Source organism: Streptomyces sp. SCSIO ZS0520, assembly GCF_025643355.1.
In the GTDB taxonomy this organism is placed as follows: Bacteria; Actinomycetota; Actinomycetes; order Streptomycetales; family Streptomycetaceae; genus Streptomyces; species Streptomyces physcomitrii.
On sequence record NZ_CP092644.1, the window covers coordinates 5,777,814 to 5,794,171 of the forward strand.

Sequence of the window (16,358 nt, forward strand, 5' to 3'; positions counted from 1 at the left end):
GCCCGGCGAGGCCCTGGCCAACGGGGTCCGCCCTGCTGCCGGTCGGGCCCCGGGGCGGCGTCCTCGTCCGCTGCCCCGCCCGGTTCTCGACGGGTCGGTAACAGCGCCGGTCACCCCGCCGCGGCGCTCCCGCGGAGCTTCCGTACGGACGCGGCGGGCCCCGGCGCTCCCCTCGCGAGGAGAGTGCCGGGGCCCGGTCACGCGGGTCCGCCCAGGCGGTGCGCTCACGGAAGCCGTGGGCGCGGTCCGCTCAGGCGGGTCCGCTCAGGCGGAGCCGCGGGCGCGGTCCGCTCAGGTGCCCTGGGCCGCCGCCCGGTCGCGGTCCTGGCCGCGCAGGGCGCGGGCCAGGTCGTCGCGGGACTCCAGGACCAGGCGCCGCAGGGCGGGGGCCGCCGCCGGGTGCCCGTCGAGCCAGGCGTCCGCGGCGTCCACGGTGGACTGGCTGTCCTGGGCGGTGGGGAAGAGCCCGCGCACCACGTGCATGCCGATCTGGATCGAGCGCTCGGCCCAGATCCGCTCGATGACCTCGAAGTACCGGGGCGCGTACGGGGCGGTGAGCGCGCGCTGCTCCGGCTGCCCGAAGCCCGCGATGGTCGCCTCGACCAGGGCGTTGGAGAGGGTGTCGGCCTCGATGAGCTGCTTCCAGGCCTCCGCCTTGACCTCGGCCGAGGGCCGGGCCGCGAGCAGCCGCACCTGGTGCCGCTTGCCGGAGGCCGTGTCGTCGCGGGCGAGTTCGGCGGCGAGGGCGGCACCGTCGGCGCGGCCGTGCACGGTCAGCGGCTCCAGGAAGACCCAGCGCAGCTCCTGGTCGACATCGAGCCCGTCGATCTTCGCGCTGCCGTCGAGCAGCCCGTCGAGCAGCTGGAGGTCGGCCTCGCCGGAGGCGACCGCGGCGAAGAACCGCGCCCAGGTCAGCTGGTGCTGGCTGCCCGGCTCGGCCTTCCGCAGCTCGCCGAGGGCGCCCTCGGCGAGCAGCCGCCCGCCCTCCTCGCGCCACTCGGGCGCCGCGTAGTGCACCAGCGCCGAGCGCGCCCAGGAGTGCAGCATCTGGAGCACCCCGATGTCCGACTCGCGCCCGGCGAAGCGCAGCACGAGGTCGACGAAGTCCCGGGCGGGCATCAGCGCGTCCCGGGTGAGGTTCCACAGCGCCGTCCAGCACAGGGCGCGGGCCAGCGGGTCGGTGAGGTCCCCGAGGTGGGCCCGCAGGGTGTCCAGGGAGCGCGCGTCGAAGCGGATCTTGCAGTAGGTGAGGTCCTCGTCGTTGACCAGGACCAGATCGGGCTCCGGCTGCCCGGCGAGGTCGGCGACCACCGTACGGGCGCCGTCCACATCGGTCTCGGTCCGCGCGTAGCGCGCGAGGGTGCCGTCGGGCTCGCGCCGGTACAGGCCGATCGCGACCCGGTGCGGGCGCAGCTGCGGATGCGAGGCGGCGGCCTCCTGCAGGACGGCCAGCTCGGTGATCCGGCCCTCGGCGTCCGAAGTCAGCTGCGGGGTCAGGGAGTTGACCCCGGCGGTCTGCAGCCAGGCCCGCGACCAGGCGGCCATGTCCCGGCCCGAGGTCTCCGCCAGGACCGAGAGCAGATCGCCGAGCTCGGTGTTGCCGTAGGCGTGCCGCTTGAAGTAGCGCCGGGCCCCTTCGAGGAAGGCCTCCTGGCCGACGTACGCGCCCAGCTGCTTGAGCACCGAGGCGCCCTTGGCGTACGTGATCCCGTCGAAGTTGAGCTTGGCGTCCTCCAGGTCGCGGATGTCGGCGGTGATCGGGTGGGTGGAGGGCAGCTGGTCGGCCCGGTACGCCCAGGACTTGCGGTTGTTGGCGAAGGTGACCCAGGCGTTGCGGTAGCGGGTGGCGCCGACCAGCGCGAAGGCGCCCATGTAGTCGGCGAAGGACTCCTTCAGCCAGAGGTCGTCCCACCAGCGCATGGTGACCAGGTCCCCGAACCACATGTGCGCCATCTCGTGCAGGACGACATTGGCGCGGCGCTCGTAGGCGGCCTGGGTGACCTTGCCGCGGAAGATGAACTCCTCGCGGAAGGTGACCATCCCCGGGTTCTCCATCGCGCCCAGGTTGTACTCCGGCACGAAGGCCTGGTCGTACTTCCCGAAGGGGTAGGGGTAGTCGAAGTTGTCGTGGAAGAAGTCCAGGCCCTGCTTGGTGACCTCGAAGACCTCCTCGGTGTCGAAGTGCCGGGCCAGCGACTTGCGGCAGAGCAGGCCGAGCGGGATCTCCAGGGTGGAGCCGTCGGCGAGGGTGCGCCGGTAGTGCTCGCGGGCCTCGGCGTAGGGGCCGGCCACCACGCAGGTGATGTACGTCGAGATCGGCTCGGTCTCCGCGAACCGCCAGACGCCCTCGGCGAGTTCACCGGCGCCGTTGCTCCAGACCGTCCAGCCCTCGGGCGCGGTGACCTCGAAGCGGTAGGGGGCCTTGAGGTCGGGCTGCTCGAAGTTGGCGAAGACGCGGCGCGCGTCGGCGGGCTCGTACTGCGTGTAGAGGTAGACCTCGCCGTCCTCCGGGTCGGTGAAGCGGTGCATGCCCTCGCCGGTGCGGCTGTACGCGCACTGGGCGTCCACCACGAGTTCGTTCTCGGCGGCGAGGTCTTCGAGGAGGACCCGCGCGCCGTCGAAGACGGCGACCGGGTCGAGGTCCTCGCCGTTCAGCGAGACGGCCGTGACATGCGGCGCGATCAGGTCGGCGAAGCTCGCGGCGCCGGGCTCGGCGCAGCGGAAGCGGATCGTGGTCACCGAACGGAAGGTCCGGGACTCGGGTCCCTCACCGACCGCCGAGCGCAGGTCGAGGGCGACCTCGTACCCGTCGACGGTCAGCAGGGCGGCGCGTTCCTGCGCCTCGTCGCGGCTCAGATTCTCACCGGGCACGGGTCGTACTCCTCGGGTTCATCCGCGTATGGGGGGTTGATCGATCAGGACTGATCCTCGCATGCGCTCCTGTCAGAGGACAGGGCTCACCGGCTGCCGGACACCGGTTCGGGCCGCGGGGGCGGGAATGGGGCGTACCCCCGGCGATGTTGGCCCGGTACGGGAGGGGCGTGCGCGCCCGCCCGCCTCCGTACCCGCATTCGCAGCAAGCCGAGGAGAGACATGTCCGAGACGTCCGGGACGACGACTTCCGGGAAGACCCCCGTCGACTTCTGGTTCGACCCGCTGTGCCCCTGGGCGTGGATGACCTCCCGCTGGGTGGTGGAGGTGGAGAAGGTCCGCGACATCGAGGTGCGCTGGCACGTGATGAGCCTCGCCGTCCTCAACGAGCCCCGCCTCGACGAACTCCCCGACGAGTACCGGGACATGATGGCCACCACCGCCTGGGGCCCGGTGCGGGTGGTCGTCGCCGCGCGGGAGCAGCACGGTCAGGAGGTCGTCGGCCCGCTGTACGAGGCGCTCGGCAAGCGGATCCACAACCAGGGCGAGGGGACCACGCCGGAGGCGGTCCTCGGCGCCCTGGCGGACGTGGGCCTGCCGGCCTCGCTCGCCGAGTACGCGGAGAAGGACACCTACGACACCGAGCTGCGGGCCTCGCACAAGACCGGTATCGACAAGGTCGGCCAGGACGTCGGCACCCCGGTCATCGCGGTCCCCGGACCCGAGGGCCAGGGCGAGGTCGCCTTCTTCGGCCCGGTGGTCACCCCGGCGCCCAAGGGCGAGGAGGCCGCCCGGCTGTGGGACGGCACCCTGCTCGTCGCGGGCGTCTCCGGCTTCTACGAGCTGAAGCGCACCCGTACCCAGGGGCCGATCTTCGACTGATCCCGGCCGCGGCCGCGCGCCGCCGCTGCCGTGGAAGGCCGCCGTGGAAACGGGAGAGCCCCCGCCAGTCACGTCCTGGCGGGGGCTCTCCTTTCTTCCGCCTGCCCCGTGAAGGCTGAGAAGACGATCACGAGCAGGGCGTCGGGCCGCCCGGGGGAGTGGGGCCGGTCACCGGGACCGGCCCGCGCTCACTTCCCGGGGGTGAGCAGGAGGCGGTCGGTCTGCTGCTTGGCGGAGGCGTAGCGCCGGGCCACGTCCTGCCAGTTGACGACCTTCCACATGGCCTCGATGAAGTCGACCTTCTGGTTCTTGTACTGGAGGTAGAAGGCGTGCTCCCAGGCGTCGAAGACCAGGATCGGGGTGGAGCCCTGGCCGATGTTGCCCTGGTGGTCGTAGACCTGCTCGACGATCAGGCGGCCGGTCACCGGCTCGAAGGCGAGGACGCCCCAGCCGGAGCCCTGGGTGGTCGCCGCGGCCTTGGAAAGCTGCGCCTTGAACCCGGCGAAGGAGCCGAAGGACTCGGTGATCGCGTCCGCCAGCTCGCCCACGCCGTCGGCGGCCAGCGGCTCGCCGCCGCCGTCGCCGGTCATGTTCTGCCAGTAGATCGAGTGCAGGATGTGCCCGCTCAGATGGAAGGCGAGGTTCTTCTGGAGCCCGTTGATCGAGTCCCACTGCTCCTTGTCGCGGGCCTCGTCGAGCTGCTCCACGGTGTCGTTGGCGCCCTTGACGTAGGCGGCGTGGTGCTTGTCGTGGTGCAGCTCGATGATCTCCGGACTGATGACGGGCGCGAGTGCCGCGTAGTCATAGGGCAGTTCCGGAAGCGTGTACAAAGCCATGACGGTCCCCTCGGCTTATTGCAAGCTTCTTGCAAGTGCACCTTAGCAACAACAGTGCCCTCCGGCGGGCAGGGGCACACCTCCGGAACCCTTGCCTGACAAGGGCGTTGGCCCTTTCGGGGGTAAGGCTTGGCTTAGTCCCGGTGACCCGGAGGCGCGGGAAAGCGCCGGGAAACGGGAAATCGGGCCTCCCGGACGGGAGACCCGATTTCCTCGCGGCGGACTGGGCCGAGCGGGCGCAGGGCCCGTGGTCCTCCGCCTTATTTCCCGGCCGCGGCAGTTGCCTGCCGCTCGGCGGCGAGCCGCTGCCGCAGATAGCCGGCGCCCGCCAGGGCGAGCGCGAGGCCGCCGGTGAACCAGAGCTGGGTGCGGGTGTCGTCCTCGCGGAGCATCAGCAGCAGCACCGCGAGGATGCCCGCGAGCGCCACCCAGGTGAGCGCCGGGAAGAGCCACATCCGTACCAGGAGCTTGTCCGGGCTCTCCCGCTCCAGGCGGCGCCGGCTGATCAGCTGGGAGACGGCGATGAAGCCCCAGACCACGAGGGTGGCGGCGCCGACCATGTTCAGCAGCCAGGTGAAGACGGTGTCCTCCCACCAGAACTTCAGCAGCACCGCGAAGAAGCCGAAGACCGAGGAGGCGACCACCGCGCGGCGCGGGACGCCGCCGGTGAGCTTGCCGAGGAAGCGCGGGCCCTCGCCGCGGGCGATCAGCGAGTACGACATCCGCGAGGCGCCGTAGATGTTGGCGTTCATCGCGGAGAGCAGGGCGGCGAGCACGATCACCTTCATGACCTCGCCCGCGTTGCCGATGCCGATCTCGTCCAGGACGGCCGCGTAGGGACCGGCGAGCAGCGCCTTGTCCTGCCAGTCGATCAGGGTGACGATCACCAGCATCGAGCCGACGTAGAAGACCGCGATCCGCCACACGGCGGTGCGCACGGCCTTGGCGACGCCGCGGCGCGGGTCCTCGGACTCGGCCGCCGCGATGGTCACCGTCTCCAGGCCGCCGTAGGCGAAGACGGAGGCGAGCAGGCCGGTGATCAGTCCGTCGGTGCCGTTGGGCAGGAAGCCGCCGTCGCCGGTGAGGTGCGAGGTGCCGGGGGCGTCGGTGCCGGGCAGCAGGCCCGCGATGGCGAGCAGTCCGAGCACCAGGAAGGCGGTGATCGCCACCACCTTGAGCAGGGCGAACCAGAACTCGTACTCGCCGAAGTTGCTCACCGCGGCGAGGTTGGTGCCGCAGAACAGGGCCATGAAGACGGCCACCCACATCCAGCCGGGGGTGTCCGGGAGCCAGCTGGTCATGATGTCGGCGGCGCCGATGGCCTCGACCGCGATGCCGACGCAGAGCAGGGCCCAGTACATCCAGCCCGCGGTGAAGCCGGCCCAGGGGCCGATGGCGCGCTCGGCGTGCACCGAGAAGGAGCCGGAGGCCGGATTGGCGGCGGACATCTCGCCCAGCATCCGCATGACCAGCGTGACGAGCAGGCCGGAGGCGGCGAAGGCGAGCACGATCGAGGGCCCGGCGGAGGCGATGCCCGCCCCGGAGCCGACGAAGAGTCCGGCGCCGATGACGCCGCCGAGGGCGATCATCGACAGATGGCGCTGTTTGAGCCCGTGCGAGAGGGCGGGCTGCGCGGATGCGTGCGGTTCGCTGTGGGGGGTGGCGTCGGTCGTGACCGACTCGGCACCAGGAGAAGTCCGGGACATGGGGGAGCGACTGTCCATAACGTGAGACGCCGGGGAAAGAACTCACAGTGTGGGCACCGCACGGGACAGGGCCAAGTGATCGCCCGCCATGCGGACTCATCGACCTCGGATCGTGATGGTCCGTTTACTTGCCGGTGTTGTGAACGACCTCTCATGTGACCTGCTGAATTGGACCCTTCGGCAGGGTGCCCCGAGCATTCCGGATGGACGGTTTTCCGCGCTCCCGGCCGCTGCTCGCGGCGGTCCGGGCGGCCGGTTCCGGCGAACCCGCAGGGTGCCGACCCGGTGCCGCCGTACGGAGCGGCCGCACCCGGCGCCCCGCCCCCGCGTGACGCGCCTCACGGGCCCGGCAGGTGTGGCCCCGGATTTTGTGTAGTACCCACCAATCCCCGCCGAGACCCTTTGTCGGCGGCTGACGGTGAGGCGCCGAGGGCCGCTGGGATAGCGTCGCGCTGTCCCCCGGGCCCCGCCCTCCGGCCCCGGTCCCCACCCTCCTCCCCGCGGAGTCCCGATGAGCCTCGCTGCCTCCCCCGCCCGCCCGGGCGCCGTCCTCGCGGACCTGCTGCCCGCCTCCTCGACGGCCCGGGCGCGCGTCCGCGACCTGGTGCTCGTCGTCTCCGGCGCGGCGCTGACCGGGCTCGCCGCCCAGATCTCCGTGCCGGTGCCGGGCTCGCCGGTCCCGGTGACCGGGCAGACCTTCGCCGCGCTGCTCGTCGGCACCGCCCTCGGCGCCCGGCGCGGACTGCTCTCGCTCGTCCTCTACACCCTGGTCGGCATGGCGGGCGTGCCCTGGTTCGCCGAGGGCTCCTCCGGCGCCTCGGCCCCCTCCTTCGGCTACGTCCTCGGCATGCTGCTCGCCGCCACGCTGACCGGGGCGCTGGCCCGCCGCGGCGGCGACCGCTCGGTGCCCCGGACCGCCGGCACCATGGTGCTCGGCTCCGCCGTCATCTACGCGGTGGGCGTGCCCTACCTCGCCCTCGCCACCGGCATGGGCCTGAGCGAGGCGGTCGCCGCCGGGCTCACCCCCTTCCTGCTCGGCGACGCCCTCAAGGCCGCCCTGGCGATGGGCCTCCTGCCGGGCGCCTGGAAGCTGCTCGGCGAGCGCTGAGACCACCGGCCCGGAACCACCGGACACCGCCGGGAGCCACCGAGACCCGGCCGGGAACCGCGGAGCCCCCCCCCGGCCGGGACCGGATGAAGGACCCGCGAGCCCCCGCCCCCCTGGGTGGGGGCTCAGTCCTGTCCCCCGTGAGGGCCGCCGAAGAGGTTCCCCGGGTCGTACGTCCTCTTCAGGGCGGCGAGGCGTTCCCGGGTCGCGGCCGGGTAGAGGCCCTCGCCGCGGTCGCCGCCGCCGAAGGCGAAGCCGAGGAAGCGGCCGGTGGTCGCCGGGGCCAGCGGGGCGAGCGCTCCGGCGAAGTGGGCCCGGGCCGCGGCGCGGTCGGTGCCGTCGAGCACCGCGAGCACCCGTACCAGGAAGCGGCCCTCCCGGTGCGGCACCGCGTTGGGCGGCTCGGGCTCCCGGCTCAGCGCCCCGCCCAGGTGGTTGAGCTGGACCACGCACATCATCGGCGCCGCGGGGCCGGTCGCGGCGAGCAGTTCGGCCGCCGCCTTCACGTCCAGCTCGCTCAGCACCGCGCTGTCCCCGTAGTAGGCGTGCGGGCTGGCCGGGTCGTTGTGGATGCTCGGGCTCTGCGCGTAGGGCATCTCGCGCAGGGTGTCGGTGACCGCGGGCCCGATCCGGCGCAGCGGGGCCACCAGGCGCTCGCCCTCCTCGGCGCCGCCGGTGAAGGCCACCCGCAGGGAGATCAGATAGGCGCCGCGCAGATGCGGGGGCAGCGCCGGGAGGTCCGGGTAGGGGACGGCGGCCAGCGAGGAGGTCAGGTTCTCCGGCACGGTCCGCGTCCAGGCCTCGTACTCCGCGAGGATCCGCGCCGGGTCGACCGCCGAGGCGTCGAAGGTGAGGGCGCCGCCGTACAGCCGGGCCACCGGGACCAGGCCGATCTCCAGCTCGGTGACCACGCCGAGCCCGTGCCCGCCGCCGCGCAGCCCCCAGAACAGCTCCGGCTCGCTCCCGGCCGCCACCTCGCGCAGCCGCCCGTCCGCGGTGACCACCTCAAGGCGCCGCACCCGGTCCGCCGCGTAGCCGAACTCCCGTGCCAGGATGCCCAGTCCGCCGCTGAGGGTGTACGAGACGGCGCCCACCCCCGGCGAGGAGCCGTTGAGCGGGGCGAGTCCGTAGGGCGCCGCCGCCTCGACGACCTGGCCCCAGCGGGCGCCCGCCCCGATCACCGCGGTACGCGCCCCGGGGTCGATCCGCACCGCGTCCATCCGCCGGGTGCTGACCAGCACCCCGCCCTCGGCGGCATCCGGCAGCCCGTGCCCCGTCGCCTGCACGCCGAGCGGCAGGCCCTCCCCGGCCGCGTACCCGACCGCCTCGGCCACCTCGCGGGCCGAGCGCGCCGCCCACACCCGGGCCGGCCGCAGCGCGAACCCGGTCTGGAAGCCCGCCACCTCCGGCGCGTACTCCGGGTCCCCGGGGGTGAGTACCCGACTCTCGGACGAGGAATCCGTCGCATGCATGGCTGTGCCCTTTCCCCTGTGCCACCGGGCGGAGACGGCGGCGCCCACCGCGGGCCGCCCCGGCTCCGTCCGCGTCCGAAGGCCTCGGACGCCCCCGACGCTGCCAGCATTACCTGACAGGTGCCGTCAGGTTTTCCGGGCCGGGTCCGGGCGGCGGGGCGGTCCGTGTCAGACTCGGGGCCATGCGCGTGTACCTCGGCTCGGATCATGCCGGCTACGAACTCAAGAACCACCTGGTCGAATGGCTGAAGGCCAACGGCCACGAGCCCGTCGACTGCGGGCCCCACCTCTACGACGCCCAGGACGACTATCCGCCGTTCTGCCTGCGCGCCGCCGAAGGCGCGGCGAAGGACGCGGACTCCCTCGGCATCGTCATCGGCGGCTCCGGCAACGGCGAGCAGATCGCCGCGAACAAGGTCAAGGGCGTACGGGCCGCGCTCGCCTGGAGCGAGCAGACCGCCGCGCTCGGCCGGGAGCACAACAACGCCAATGTCGTCGCCGTCGGCGCCCGGATGCACAGCACCGAGGAGGCCACCCGCTTCGTCGAGATCTTCCTGACGACGCCCTTCTCCGGCGACGAGCGGCACATCCGCCGCATCGACATGCTCTCCGGCTACGAGACCACCGGCGAACTGCCGCCCGTCCCGGCCCACCACCCGCAGGGCTGAACCCGCCACGCCCCGGCCCGCCGCAGGGCCGGGGCCCGCTCCCGCAGGCCTGATCCAGCCGGGGCCCCGCGAGCCCGCCCGGCCAGTGGCCCGCGGGCCCGCTCCACCGGCGGCCCCCGGGAGTGATCCACCGAAGGCCCGCGGGAGTGATCCGCCAAAGGCCCGCGCAGGCCCGACCCCTCAGGGTTCGCGGGCCTGAACCACCAGGGGAGGGACCGTGCCCGAGGGGCACACGATCCACCGGCTCGCCGAGGACCACCACGCCCGCTTCCAGGGCCGCGAGCTGCGCGTGACAAGCCCGCAGGGCACCTTCGCCCAGAGCGCCGCGCTGCTCGACGGCCGCGAGCTCACCGGCGCCGAGGCGCACGGCAAGCACCTCTTCCTGCACTTCGGCGGCGCGGGCCATGTCCACATCCACCTGGGCCTGTTCGGCAAGGTCGCCTTCGGCGCGCTGCCCGCGCCGCCGCCCGCCGACACCGTACGGCTGCGCCTGGAGGGCGGCGGCTCCTACGTGGACCTGCGCGGCCCGGCCACCTGCGCGCTGATCACCGAGGACGAGAAGCAGGCGGTGCACGAGCGGCTCGGCCCCGACCCGCTGCGCCCCGGCGACGACCCGGCCGCCGCCTACCGCCGCATCTCCCGCAGCCGCACCACCCTGGCCGCCCTGCTGATGGACCAGAAGGTGGTCGCGGGCGTCGGCAACGTCTACCGCGCCGAGGTGCTCTTCCGGCACGGCATCGACCCGTACCGGCCGGGCCGCGACCTCGCCCCCGAGGAGTGGCAGGCGCTCTGGGACGACCTGGTGGAGCTGATGCGCGAGGGCGTGCGCAACAACCGGATAGACACCGTGAGCCCCGAGCACCTGCCGGAGGCCATGGGGCGCCCGCCGCGCGTCGACGACCACGGCGGCGAGGTCTACGTCTACCGCCGGGCGGACCAGCCCTGCCACATCTGCGGCACCGAGGTCCGCACCGCCTCCCTCGCCGCCCGCAACCTCTTCTGGTGCCCGCGCTGCCAGCCCGCGACCGGGGCCGCCACCGCCGCCGGGGTCAGAAGCCGTGCGGCAGCCAAGGCGCCGTCTGCGAGCCGAAGGCGAGCGACACCGGCGCCAGCGACCCCGGCACCAGCTCGCGCACCAGACCGGCGGCGGCCAGCGAGGTGAGCGGGCTCTCGCCCAGGTAGGCGGCGCCCAACTCCCGTGCCGCGAGGGCGAGTCGGGGCTCGTCCTCGGTGCGCTCGCAGACCGCGCCGCCGGAGTCCCCGCGCAGCCGCCAGCGGCCGGTGTTCCAGGGGCAGAACGCGTCCTCGACCTCCAGGACCGTGTCCAGGGGCACCTGGTACGTACGCGCGGCGAGCGCCGCCGGGAGGTCGACGATCCGCAGGTACAGCAGGTCCCTGGTCCGCAGCCCGCAGCGCCGGGGGTCGGAGACCAGGTGCGGGAGGGGGTCGTCCAGCGGGCGGCTGTGCACGGACAGCGTCGAGGTCAGGTCGAGGTCGAAGAGGAACCGCCACAGCGCCGCGTGCGCCGCCGGGTCCAGCGCCTCCAGGGACCGCAGCCGGACGATGCCCTTCGGGCCCGCCGCGTCCCACTCCGGTTTCACCGAGTACCGCGCGTAGCCCACGAGTTCGCCCTCCCGCTCGGCCAGTACGCACTGCAGGGGCGAGGCGCCCCCGCGCTCGCTCTCCGGGTCGAGCAGGCCTAGCTCCTCCCAGCCCGGAGCGCGCGCGAGGAGCCCCGGGCGGCCGCTGACCAGCCGGGAGTACAGGTCCTCGCAGCGCATCAGCGAGTCCCTGGGGTCGGCGAAGCTCAGCCGGGGCTCGTCCGCGCCCGGGGGCATCCGCAGCCGGACCCGGGCGGTGTCGATCTCGGCGGCCAGCGCCCGGCCCGCCGAGCCGTAGCCGAAGCGGCCGTAGATGTCCGGCTCGGAGGCGACCAGGGCGGCCAGCGGTTCGCCGAGGGCCCGGATGTCGTCGAGCTGGCGGCGCATCATCGACCGCAGCACCCCGCGCCGCCGGTGGGTGGCGGCCACGCTGACCATGGTGACGCCCGCGGTCGGCACCCGGGCGCCGCCGGGGACCGTCATCCGGAAGGAGAAGGCGCCCGCCGTGCCGACGATCTCCTTCTCGTCCCAGGCGGCGAGGGAGCGCTCGTACTCGATGAGGCCCTTCCACAGGGCGCGTTCCTCGGCGGGTTCGGGGACCCCGCCGAAGGCCCGGTCGAGAAGGGCGTACCAGCTGTCGAAGTCGGCCTCGCGCAGCACACGCAGATCGATGCTCATACGCACATCGTTACCAGTGCGCCCACCGCGGGGCGAGGCGTTTTCCACCCGGAACCGGAGCCTTTCCCTCCGCCCGCCTCCGGGCCGCTTCCCGCTCCGGGGAAGGAGATATCCGCCCACCCGTGCGCGGCAGGGCCCTTGCTGGATATGGTCCACGGGCGATGGCAGTACGACGAGCGGAAGCGGACACGGCAGGGCACCGGATCAAGAAACGTGTGCACCGGGCCCGCATCACGCTGCGCAGATCCGGTGTCGACTACTTCCGCGGTGACGGCTCCGACTGGATCGCGCTCGCCGGACTCTTCGCCACCGTCCCGGTCATCTGCGCCCTGACCTTGATGGATGCCGTCTGGTGCGCCCCGGCCACCCTGGTCCTGCCCATCGTCGCCGGCGGACTGCTGCTGCGCCCCGCGAGCCTGCTCGCCCTCTACGCCGCCGCCGCGGCCGCCCTGATCGTGGAGTCCCTGCGGCTCGGCCCCTACGAGGAGGGCCCCGGCCGGGTCACCCCCGGAGTGGTCCTGGTCGTCGCGGCCTGCGGCCTCTTCGGGCTGCTGCTCGCCCAGTTCCGCACCCGGGTCGGGGTGCCCTGGCGGCGCGGCGGCACCATGCTCTTCGACCTGCGCGAGCGCATCCGGGTGCAGAGCAAGCTGCCGGGCCTGCCGCGCGGTTGGCACCGCGAGATGGCGCTGCGGCCCGCGGGCGGCCAGTCCTTCTCCGGCGACTTCGTGGTCGCGGCCCGCACGCACGGCGGGCGCACCCTGGAGGTCGTGCTCACCGACGTCTCCGGCAAGGGCATGGACGCCGCCTCCCGCGCCCTGCTGCTCTCCGGCGCCTTCGGCGGACTGCTCGGCTCGCTGCCCCCGCACGCCTTCCTGCCCGCCGCCAACGCCTATCTGCTCCGCCAGGACTGGGACGAGGGCTTCGCCACCTCCGTCCACCTGGTGCTCGACCTGGAGAGCGGCGACTACGAACTCTTCTCCGCGGGCCACCCGCCCGCCCTGCAACTGAGCGCGGGCACCGGCCGGTGGGAGGAGATCTCCGGCCAGGGCCCGCTGCTCGGCGTCTACGGCGGCGCCCAGTTCGACCCGGTCAAGGGCAGCCTGCGCCCCGGCGACGTCCTGATGCTCTTCACCGACGGGCTGGTGGAGACCTCCGAGCAGGACATCTCCGAGGGCATCGGCAGGCTCACCGGCGAGGCCGACCGCTATGTCGTCGGCGGCTTCCACGGCGCCGCCTGGCACCTCATCGAGGCCGTCGCCAAGGACGTGAAGGACGACCGCGCGCTGCTCCTGCTCTGCCGGGACGCCTGAGCCGCGCGGCAGCGAAGCGCCCAGCAGCGGGGGAGCGGATGGACGGTACGAGAGGTCCCGGAAGCGGCGGACGGCTCAGCCTCGCCGAGGTGGAGGCGCTGGCCCGGGCCGCCCACGAGGGGCAGACCGACAAGGCGGGGCGGCCCTACCGCGAGCATCTGCGCGCGGTGGCCGAAGGGGTGCGCGCCCGGGGCGGTGACCCCGAGCAGATCGCCGCGGCCTGGCTGCACGACGCCGTCGAGGACGACCGCCTGACCGGGGAGTGGCTGGAGGAGGCGGCGCTCGGCACCCGTACCAAGGAGATCGTGCGCGCCCTGACCCGGCGGGCGGGCGAGGAACCCGAGGCGTACGCCCGGCGGATCCTCGCCACCCCCGGCGCGCTCCTGGTCAAAGAGGCCGACCTCGCGCACAACGCCGACCCGGACCGCCTCGCCGTACTCGACCCGGCGACACGGGAGCGGCTGCGGGCCAAGTACGCGCGGATGCGGGCGCTGCTCGGGCTCGCCGCACCCGGCCGGTGAGCCGGGGCGGCGAGCCGCGGGGGAGTCGGCGGGCGGTGCCGCGGGGTGGTCAGCGGGTGGCGCTGCGGCGGCGGGCCTGCTCCGCCGGGTCCTTCGCGAAGGCCCAGTTCATCTTGGGCTCCATGGCGAATTTGAAGGCCCGCTGCACGGGCGGGGTGCACAGCGCGGTGACCACGACCGCGGCGACCAGGGTCACGAAGACCTCGCCGGGCGGCTCCTTCAGCCACTCGTAGGTGTCGAACCAGCCCCAGAAGCGCGAGCCCTTGGCCAGGAAGCCGTGCAGCAGGTAGCCGTAGAGCGTGCCCGCGCCGAGGACCGTGAACCACATCCGGCGGCGCGGCACCCACACCAGGAAGCAGGCGGTCAGCACCGCGGAGCAGCCGAACAGGGCGAGGGTCATCACCGCGCCCGCCCACCAGGGGGCGCCCAGCTCCTGCGCGCTGTCGCGGTGGTAGAACCAGGCCGAGTTCATCCGCGGGGCCGCCCAGTAGGCGACGACCGCGCCGCAGGCGAGCACCGGCAGCGAGAGCAGCCGCAGCTTGCGCCCGCGCAACTGCCGGAAGTGCTCCGGCTTCATCAGCAGCCCCGCGACGAAGAACGGCAGGAACTGCAGCACCCGCTGGAGGTCGAGGTCGTCGCCGATGTCCGGCGAGACGGAGGCGAGCACCGCGACGGCCAGCGCCAGCGGCAGCGGCCAGCGCACCACCTTCCACAGCGGGGTGCTCATCCGCCAGACGAACAGCGCCGCCAGGAACCAGGTCAGATACCAGGGGTCCAGCAGCGAGATCGGCTGCTGCGGATCGTCGTCGGCCCAGCGCTTGAAGAAGGTGTACGCCACCTCGAAGAGCACATAGGGCACCGCGACCCCGGTGATCAGCCGCTTGAGCCGGTCCGGGCGCATGTCGAAGCTGCGCGAGAAGTAGCCCGAGATCACGATGAACGCGGGCATGTGGAAGGTGTACACGACCATGTACAGCGCTTCGGCGGCCCGGCTGTGGTCGGTCAGCGGCTCCCAGGAGTGCCCCATGGCCACGAACAGGATCGCCAGGTACTTCGCGTTGTCGAAGAAGGGGTCGCGTCCGGGCGAGGCCTTCGCCCGTTTCCCGGCGGCGGGAGCGGCCTCCTTCGCCGGGGTCTCGACCGCCGGGGGATCGGCGGTCTCCACGGCCGGGGGCAGCGGCATCCCGCCCGCGCGCGTCCCGCCCTCATGGTCCTGCGGTCGCAGTGAACTGGTCACAGACCCTCCCGCCACTCACACCTCGGGACGAACAGGGGACCCACCGCGCTTTCAGAGATCGTGGCAGCGTGGAACATCTGAGGCACCCTAGCCTCGCGAGGTCGTCTTCGTAAAACCATCGACACGGAATCCATAGGTGACTGCGATTACCCGGAATTGCCTCAAGTACGCAGCGGAGTAGTCCAATAGCCGACCCCCGGAATGCTATGTCCGTCGTGACCGGCACATCCGACATCGATACCCATAGCGGCGCATAGCGTCCGAGGGTGACACCGGAGATATGCCTGGTTGATACGGGTTGGTGCCCCGTCTCACGCCGGAGGACCGGCCTCCGGTCCGCCCGGCCCGTCAATTCGCAATAGCCGTCCGCCCTTTGGTCCGCGGCGCGGTACGGGCGCCGCGCGGCAACTGGATGGCACCGGAAACGATCACCTCGGAATTACGTGGCCGCGGACCGTCAATTCCCCCGTACGGGCGCCCAGTCGGGCCGTGCGGATGCGCCCGCGGGCGCTGTCCCCGGCTCCCGTCCGCCGACGATCCGTCACTGAAGGCATGGGGCGGGCCCGTTGGTGGCACGATGGTTCTGGCGGGGGTGTGCGGGTCGTGTGGACGTGCCCCCGGCCGGGGAGTGCGGACCGACCGAGGGTGTGTGATCGACGTGGCCATTTCGCTGTCAGTGGTGCTGATGCTGGCGATCATCCTGGTGGTGCTGTTGCGCGGGGGATCGATAAAGCCGGGCCCTGCCGTCGTCGCGGTGCTCTTCGGCTTCTTCCTGGCCTCGACCGACGTGGCGCCGGACATCAACGACTTCCTCAACTCCATCGCCGACACCATCAGCGACATACAGTTCTGAGGCCGCGGCGGGCGGGGCCCCGGCGTCCGCGGACGCCCGGGCCTCACCGGCCCCGGGGCCCTGAGCCCTCCGGTCCGCCCGGGCCCCCAACTGCCCCGGCCCGCAGGCGAGAACACCCACGGCGACCGCCCGGCGGAAACACCCGGCGAAACGCTTCAGGGCCGGGACGCGAGGAGCAGTCCTCATGTCCCGGCCCTGAGCCGTCTGGAGCGGGCGACGGGAATCGAACCCGCGTAGCTAGTTTGGAAGACTAGGGCTCTACCATTGAGCTACGCCCGCACACCTCGCACCGCAGGTCAGTGACCGCGCGGCACGGGAAGCATCGTAGCGTCTCGCGGGCGCCCGCCGCACACCCCTTCCGCCGCGGGCCCCTCCCGGCCGCTTCTGGCGGCGGCCCGGCCCGTCCGCACCGGTCCGGTGCCGCCTCCCGCACCGGCTTCATCGCGCCAGGCGGCGGACGCCGTAAATCGGGAAGTCCCCCGTGCTCGCGGGCATGTACCCTACGTGTCGCACCAGCACGGGGTGTGGCGCAGCTTGGTAGCGCGTCCGCTTTGGGAGCGGAAGGCCGTGGGTTCAAATCCCGCCACCCCGACCACCTCACGGGACCGCGCGCGA

The 16,358-nt window shown here is 73.0% G+C and carries 12 protein-coding genes, 2 tRNA genes and 1 pseudogene; 8 read left to right on the forward strand and 7 right to left on the reverse strand.

Annotated elements, in window-relative coordinates; all coding sequences use genetic code 11:
- Positions 1–291: 291 nt before the first annotated feature.
- Positions 292–2,871, reverse strand: a complete 2,580-nt coding sequence (gene pepN, locus MID12_RS23030) for an aminopeptidase N (RefSeq protein ID WP_263170452.1) — start codon at positions 2,869–2,871, stop codon at positions 292–294.
- A gap of 222 nt (positions 2,872–3,093) precedes the next feature.
- On the opposite strand from pepN, the gene MID12_RS23035 reads away from it, so the two are divergent.
- Positions 3,094–3,753 (forward strand): DsbA family protein, encoded by a 660-nt coding sequence (locus MID12_RS23035; RefSeq protein ID WP_263170454.1) that lies wholly within the window; start codon positions 3,094–3,096, stop codon positions 3,751–3,753.
- A 188-nt stretch (positions 3,754–3,941) separates the two neighbouring features.
- On the opposite strand, the gene MID12_RS23040 is transcribed toward MID12_RS23035, so the two are convergent.
- Both MID12_RS23040 and MID12_RS23045 read right to left on the reverse strand, forming a co-directional pair.
- A complete protein-coding gene (locus tag MID12_RS23040; protein WP_263170456.1) occupies positions 3,942–4,589 on the reverse strand; it encodes a superoxide dismutase in 648 nt (215 codons plus the stop codon).
- 260 nt (positions 4,590–4,849) lie between these two features.
- A complete protein-coding gene (locus MID12_RS23045; RefSeq protein ID WP_263170457.1) occupies positions 4,850–6,295 on the reverse strand; it encodes an amino acid permease in 1,446 nt (481 codons plus the stop codon).
- A gap of 511 nt (positions 6,296–6,806) precedes the next feature.
- Here MID12_RS23045 and MID12_RS23050 point away from each other — a divergent pair.
- Positions 6,807–7,403 (forward strand): biotin transporter BioY, encoded by a 597-nt coding sequence (locus MID12_RS23050; RefSeq protein WP_263170458.1) that lies wholly within the window; start codon positions 6,807–6,809, stop codon positions 7,401–7,403.
- 125 nt (positions 7,404–7,528) lie between these two features.
- Here MID12_RS23050 and MID12_RS23055 read toward each other — a convergent pair whose 3' ends face one another.
- Positions 7,529–8,875, reverse strand: a complete 1,347-nt coding sequence (locus MID12_RS23055) for an FAD-binding oxidoreductase (protein ID WP_263170459.1) — start codon at positions 8,873–8,875, stop codon at positions 7,529–7,531.
- Between the two features lie 182 nt (positions 8,876–9,057).
- Here MID12_RS23055 and MID12_RS23060 point away from each other — a divergent pair, with 182 nt between their 5' ends.
- A complete protein-coding gene (locus tag MID12_RS23060) occupies positions 9,058–9,543 on the forward strand; it encodes a ribose-5-phosphate isomerase (protein WP_040253595.1) in 486 nt (161 codons plus the stop codon).
- A 217-nt stretch (positions 9,544–9,760) separates the two neighbouring features.
- Positions 9,761–10,561, forward strand: a pseudogene (locus tag MID12_RS23065) (Fpg/Nei family DNA glycosylase); the annotation flags it as partial.
- 31 nt (positions 10,562–10,592) lie between these two features.
- Here the strand turns inward: MID12_RS23065 and MID12_RS23070 are convergent.
- On the reverse strand, positions 10,593–11,822 hold the full coding sequence (locus tag MID12_RS23070) for a GNAT family N-acetyltransferase (RefSeq protein ID WP_040253600.1): 1,230 nt from the start codon (positions 11,820–11,822) through the stop codon (positions 10,593–10,595).
- A 161-nt stretch (positions 11,823–11,983) separates the two neighbouring features.
- On the opposite strand from MID12_RS23070, the gene MID12_RS23075 reads away from it, so the two are divergent.
- Both MID12_RS23075 and MID12_RS23080 read left to right on the forward strand, forming a co-directional pair.
- Positions 11,984–13,132, forward strand: a complete 1,149-nt coding sequence (locus tag MID12_RS23075; RefSeq protein WP_040253602.1) for a PP2C family protein-serine/threonine phosphatase — start codon at positions 11,984–11,986, stop codon at positions 13,130–13,132.
- A 38-nt stretch (positions 13,133–13,170) separates the two neighbouring features.
- Positions 13,171–13,653, forward strand: coding sequence for an HD domain-containing protein (locus tag MID12_RS23080; protein ID WP_052482576.1), 483 nt, complete (start codon positions 13,171–13,173; stop codon positions 13,651–13,653).
- A 49-nt stretch (positions 13,654–13,702) separates the two neighbouring features.
- Here MID12_RS23080 and MID12_RS23085 read toward each other — a convergent pair whose 3' ends face one another.
- Positions 13,703–14,890 (reverse strand): acyltransferase family protein, encoded by a 1,188-nt coding sequence (locus tag MID12_RS23085; RefSeq protein WP_040253604.1) that lies wholly within the window; start codon positions 14,888–14,890, stop codon positions 13,703–13,705.
- 658 nt (positions 14,891–15,548) lie between these two features.
- Here MID12_RS23085 and MID12_RS23090 point away from each other — a divergent pair.
- The gene (locus MID12_RS23090; protein WP_040258196.1) at positions 15,549–15,743 is read left to right on the forward strand and encodes a hypothetical protein; all 195 of its coding nucleotides are present in this window, start codon (positions 15,549–15,551) and stop codon (positions 15,741–15,743) included.
- Between the two features lie 205 nt (positions 15,744–15,948).
- Here MID12_RS23090 and MID12_RS23095 read toward each other — a convergent pair.
- Positions 15,949–16,022, reverse strand: a tRNA-Gly gene (locus tag MID12_RS23095).
- 239 nt (positions 16,023–16,261) lie between these two features.
- Between MID12_RS23095 and MID12_RS23100 the strand changes: the two genes are divergently transcribed.
- Positions 16,262–16,338: transfer RNA gene (locus MID12_RS23100), tRNA-Pro, on the forward strand.
- The last annotated feature ends 20 nt before the right edge of the window (positions 16,339–16,358 follow it).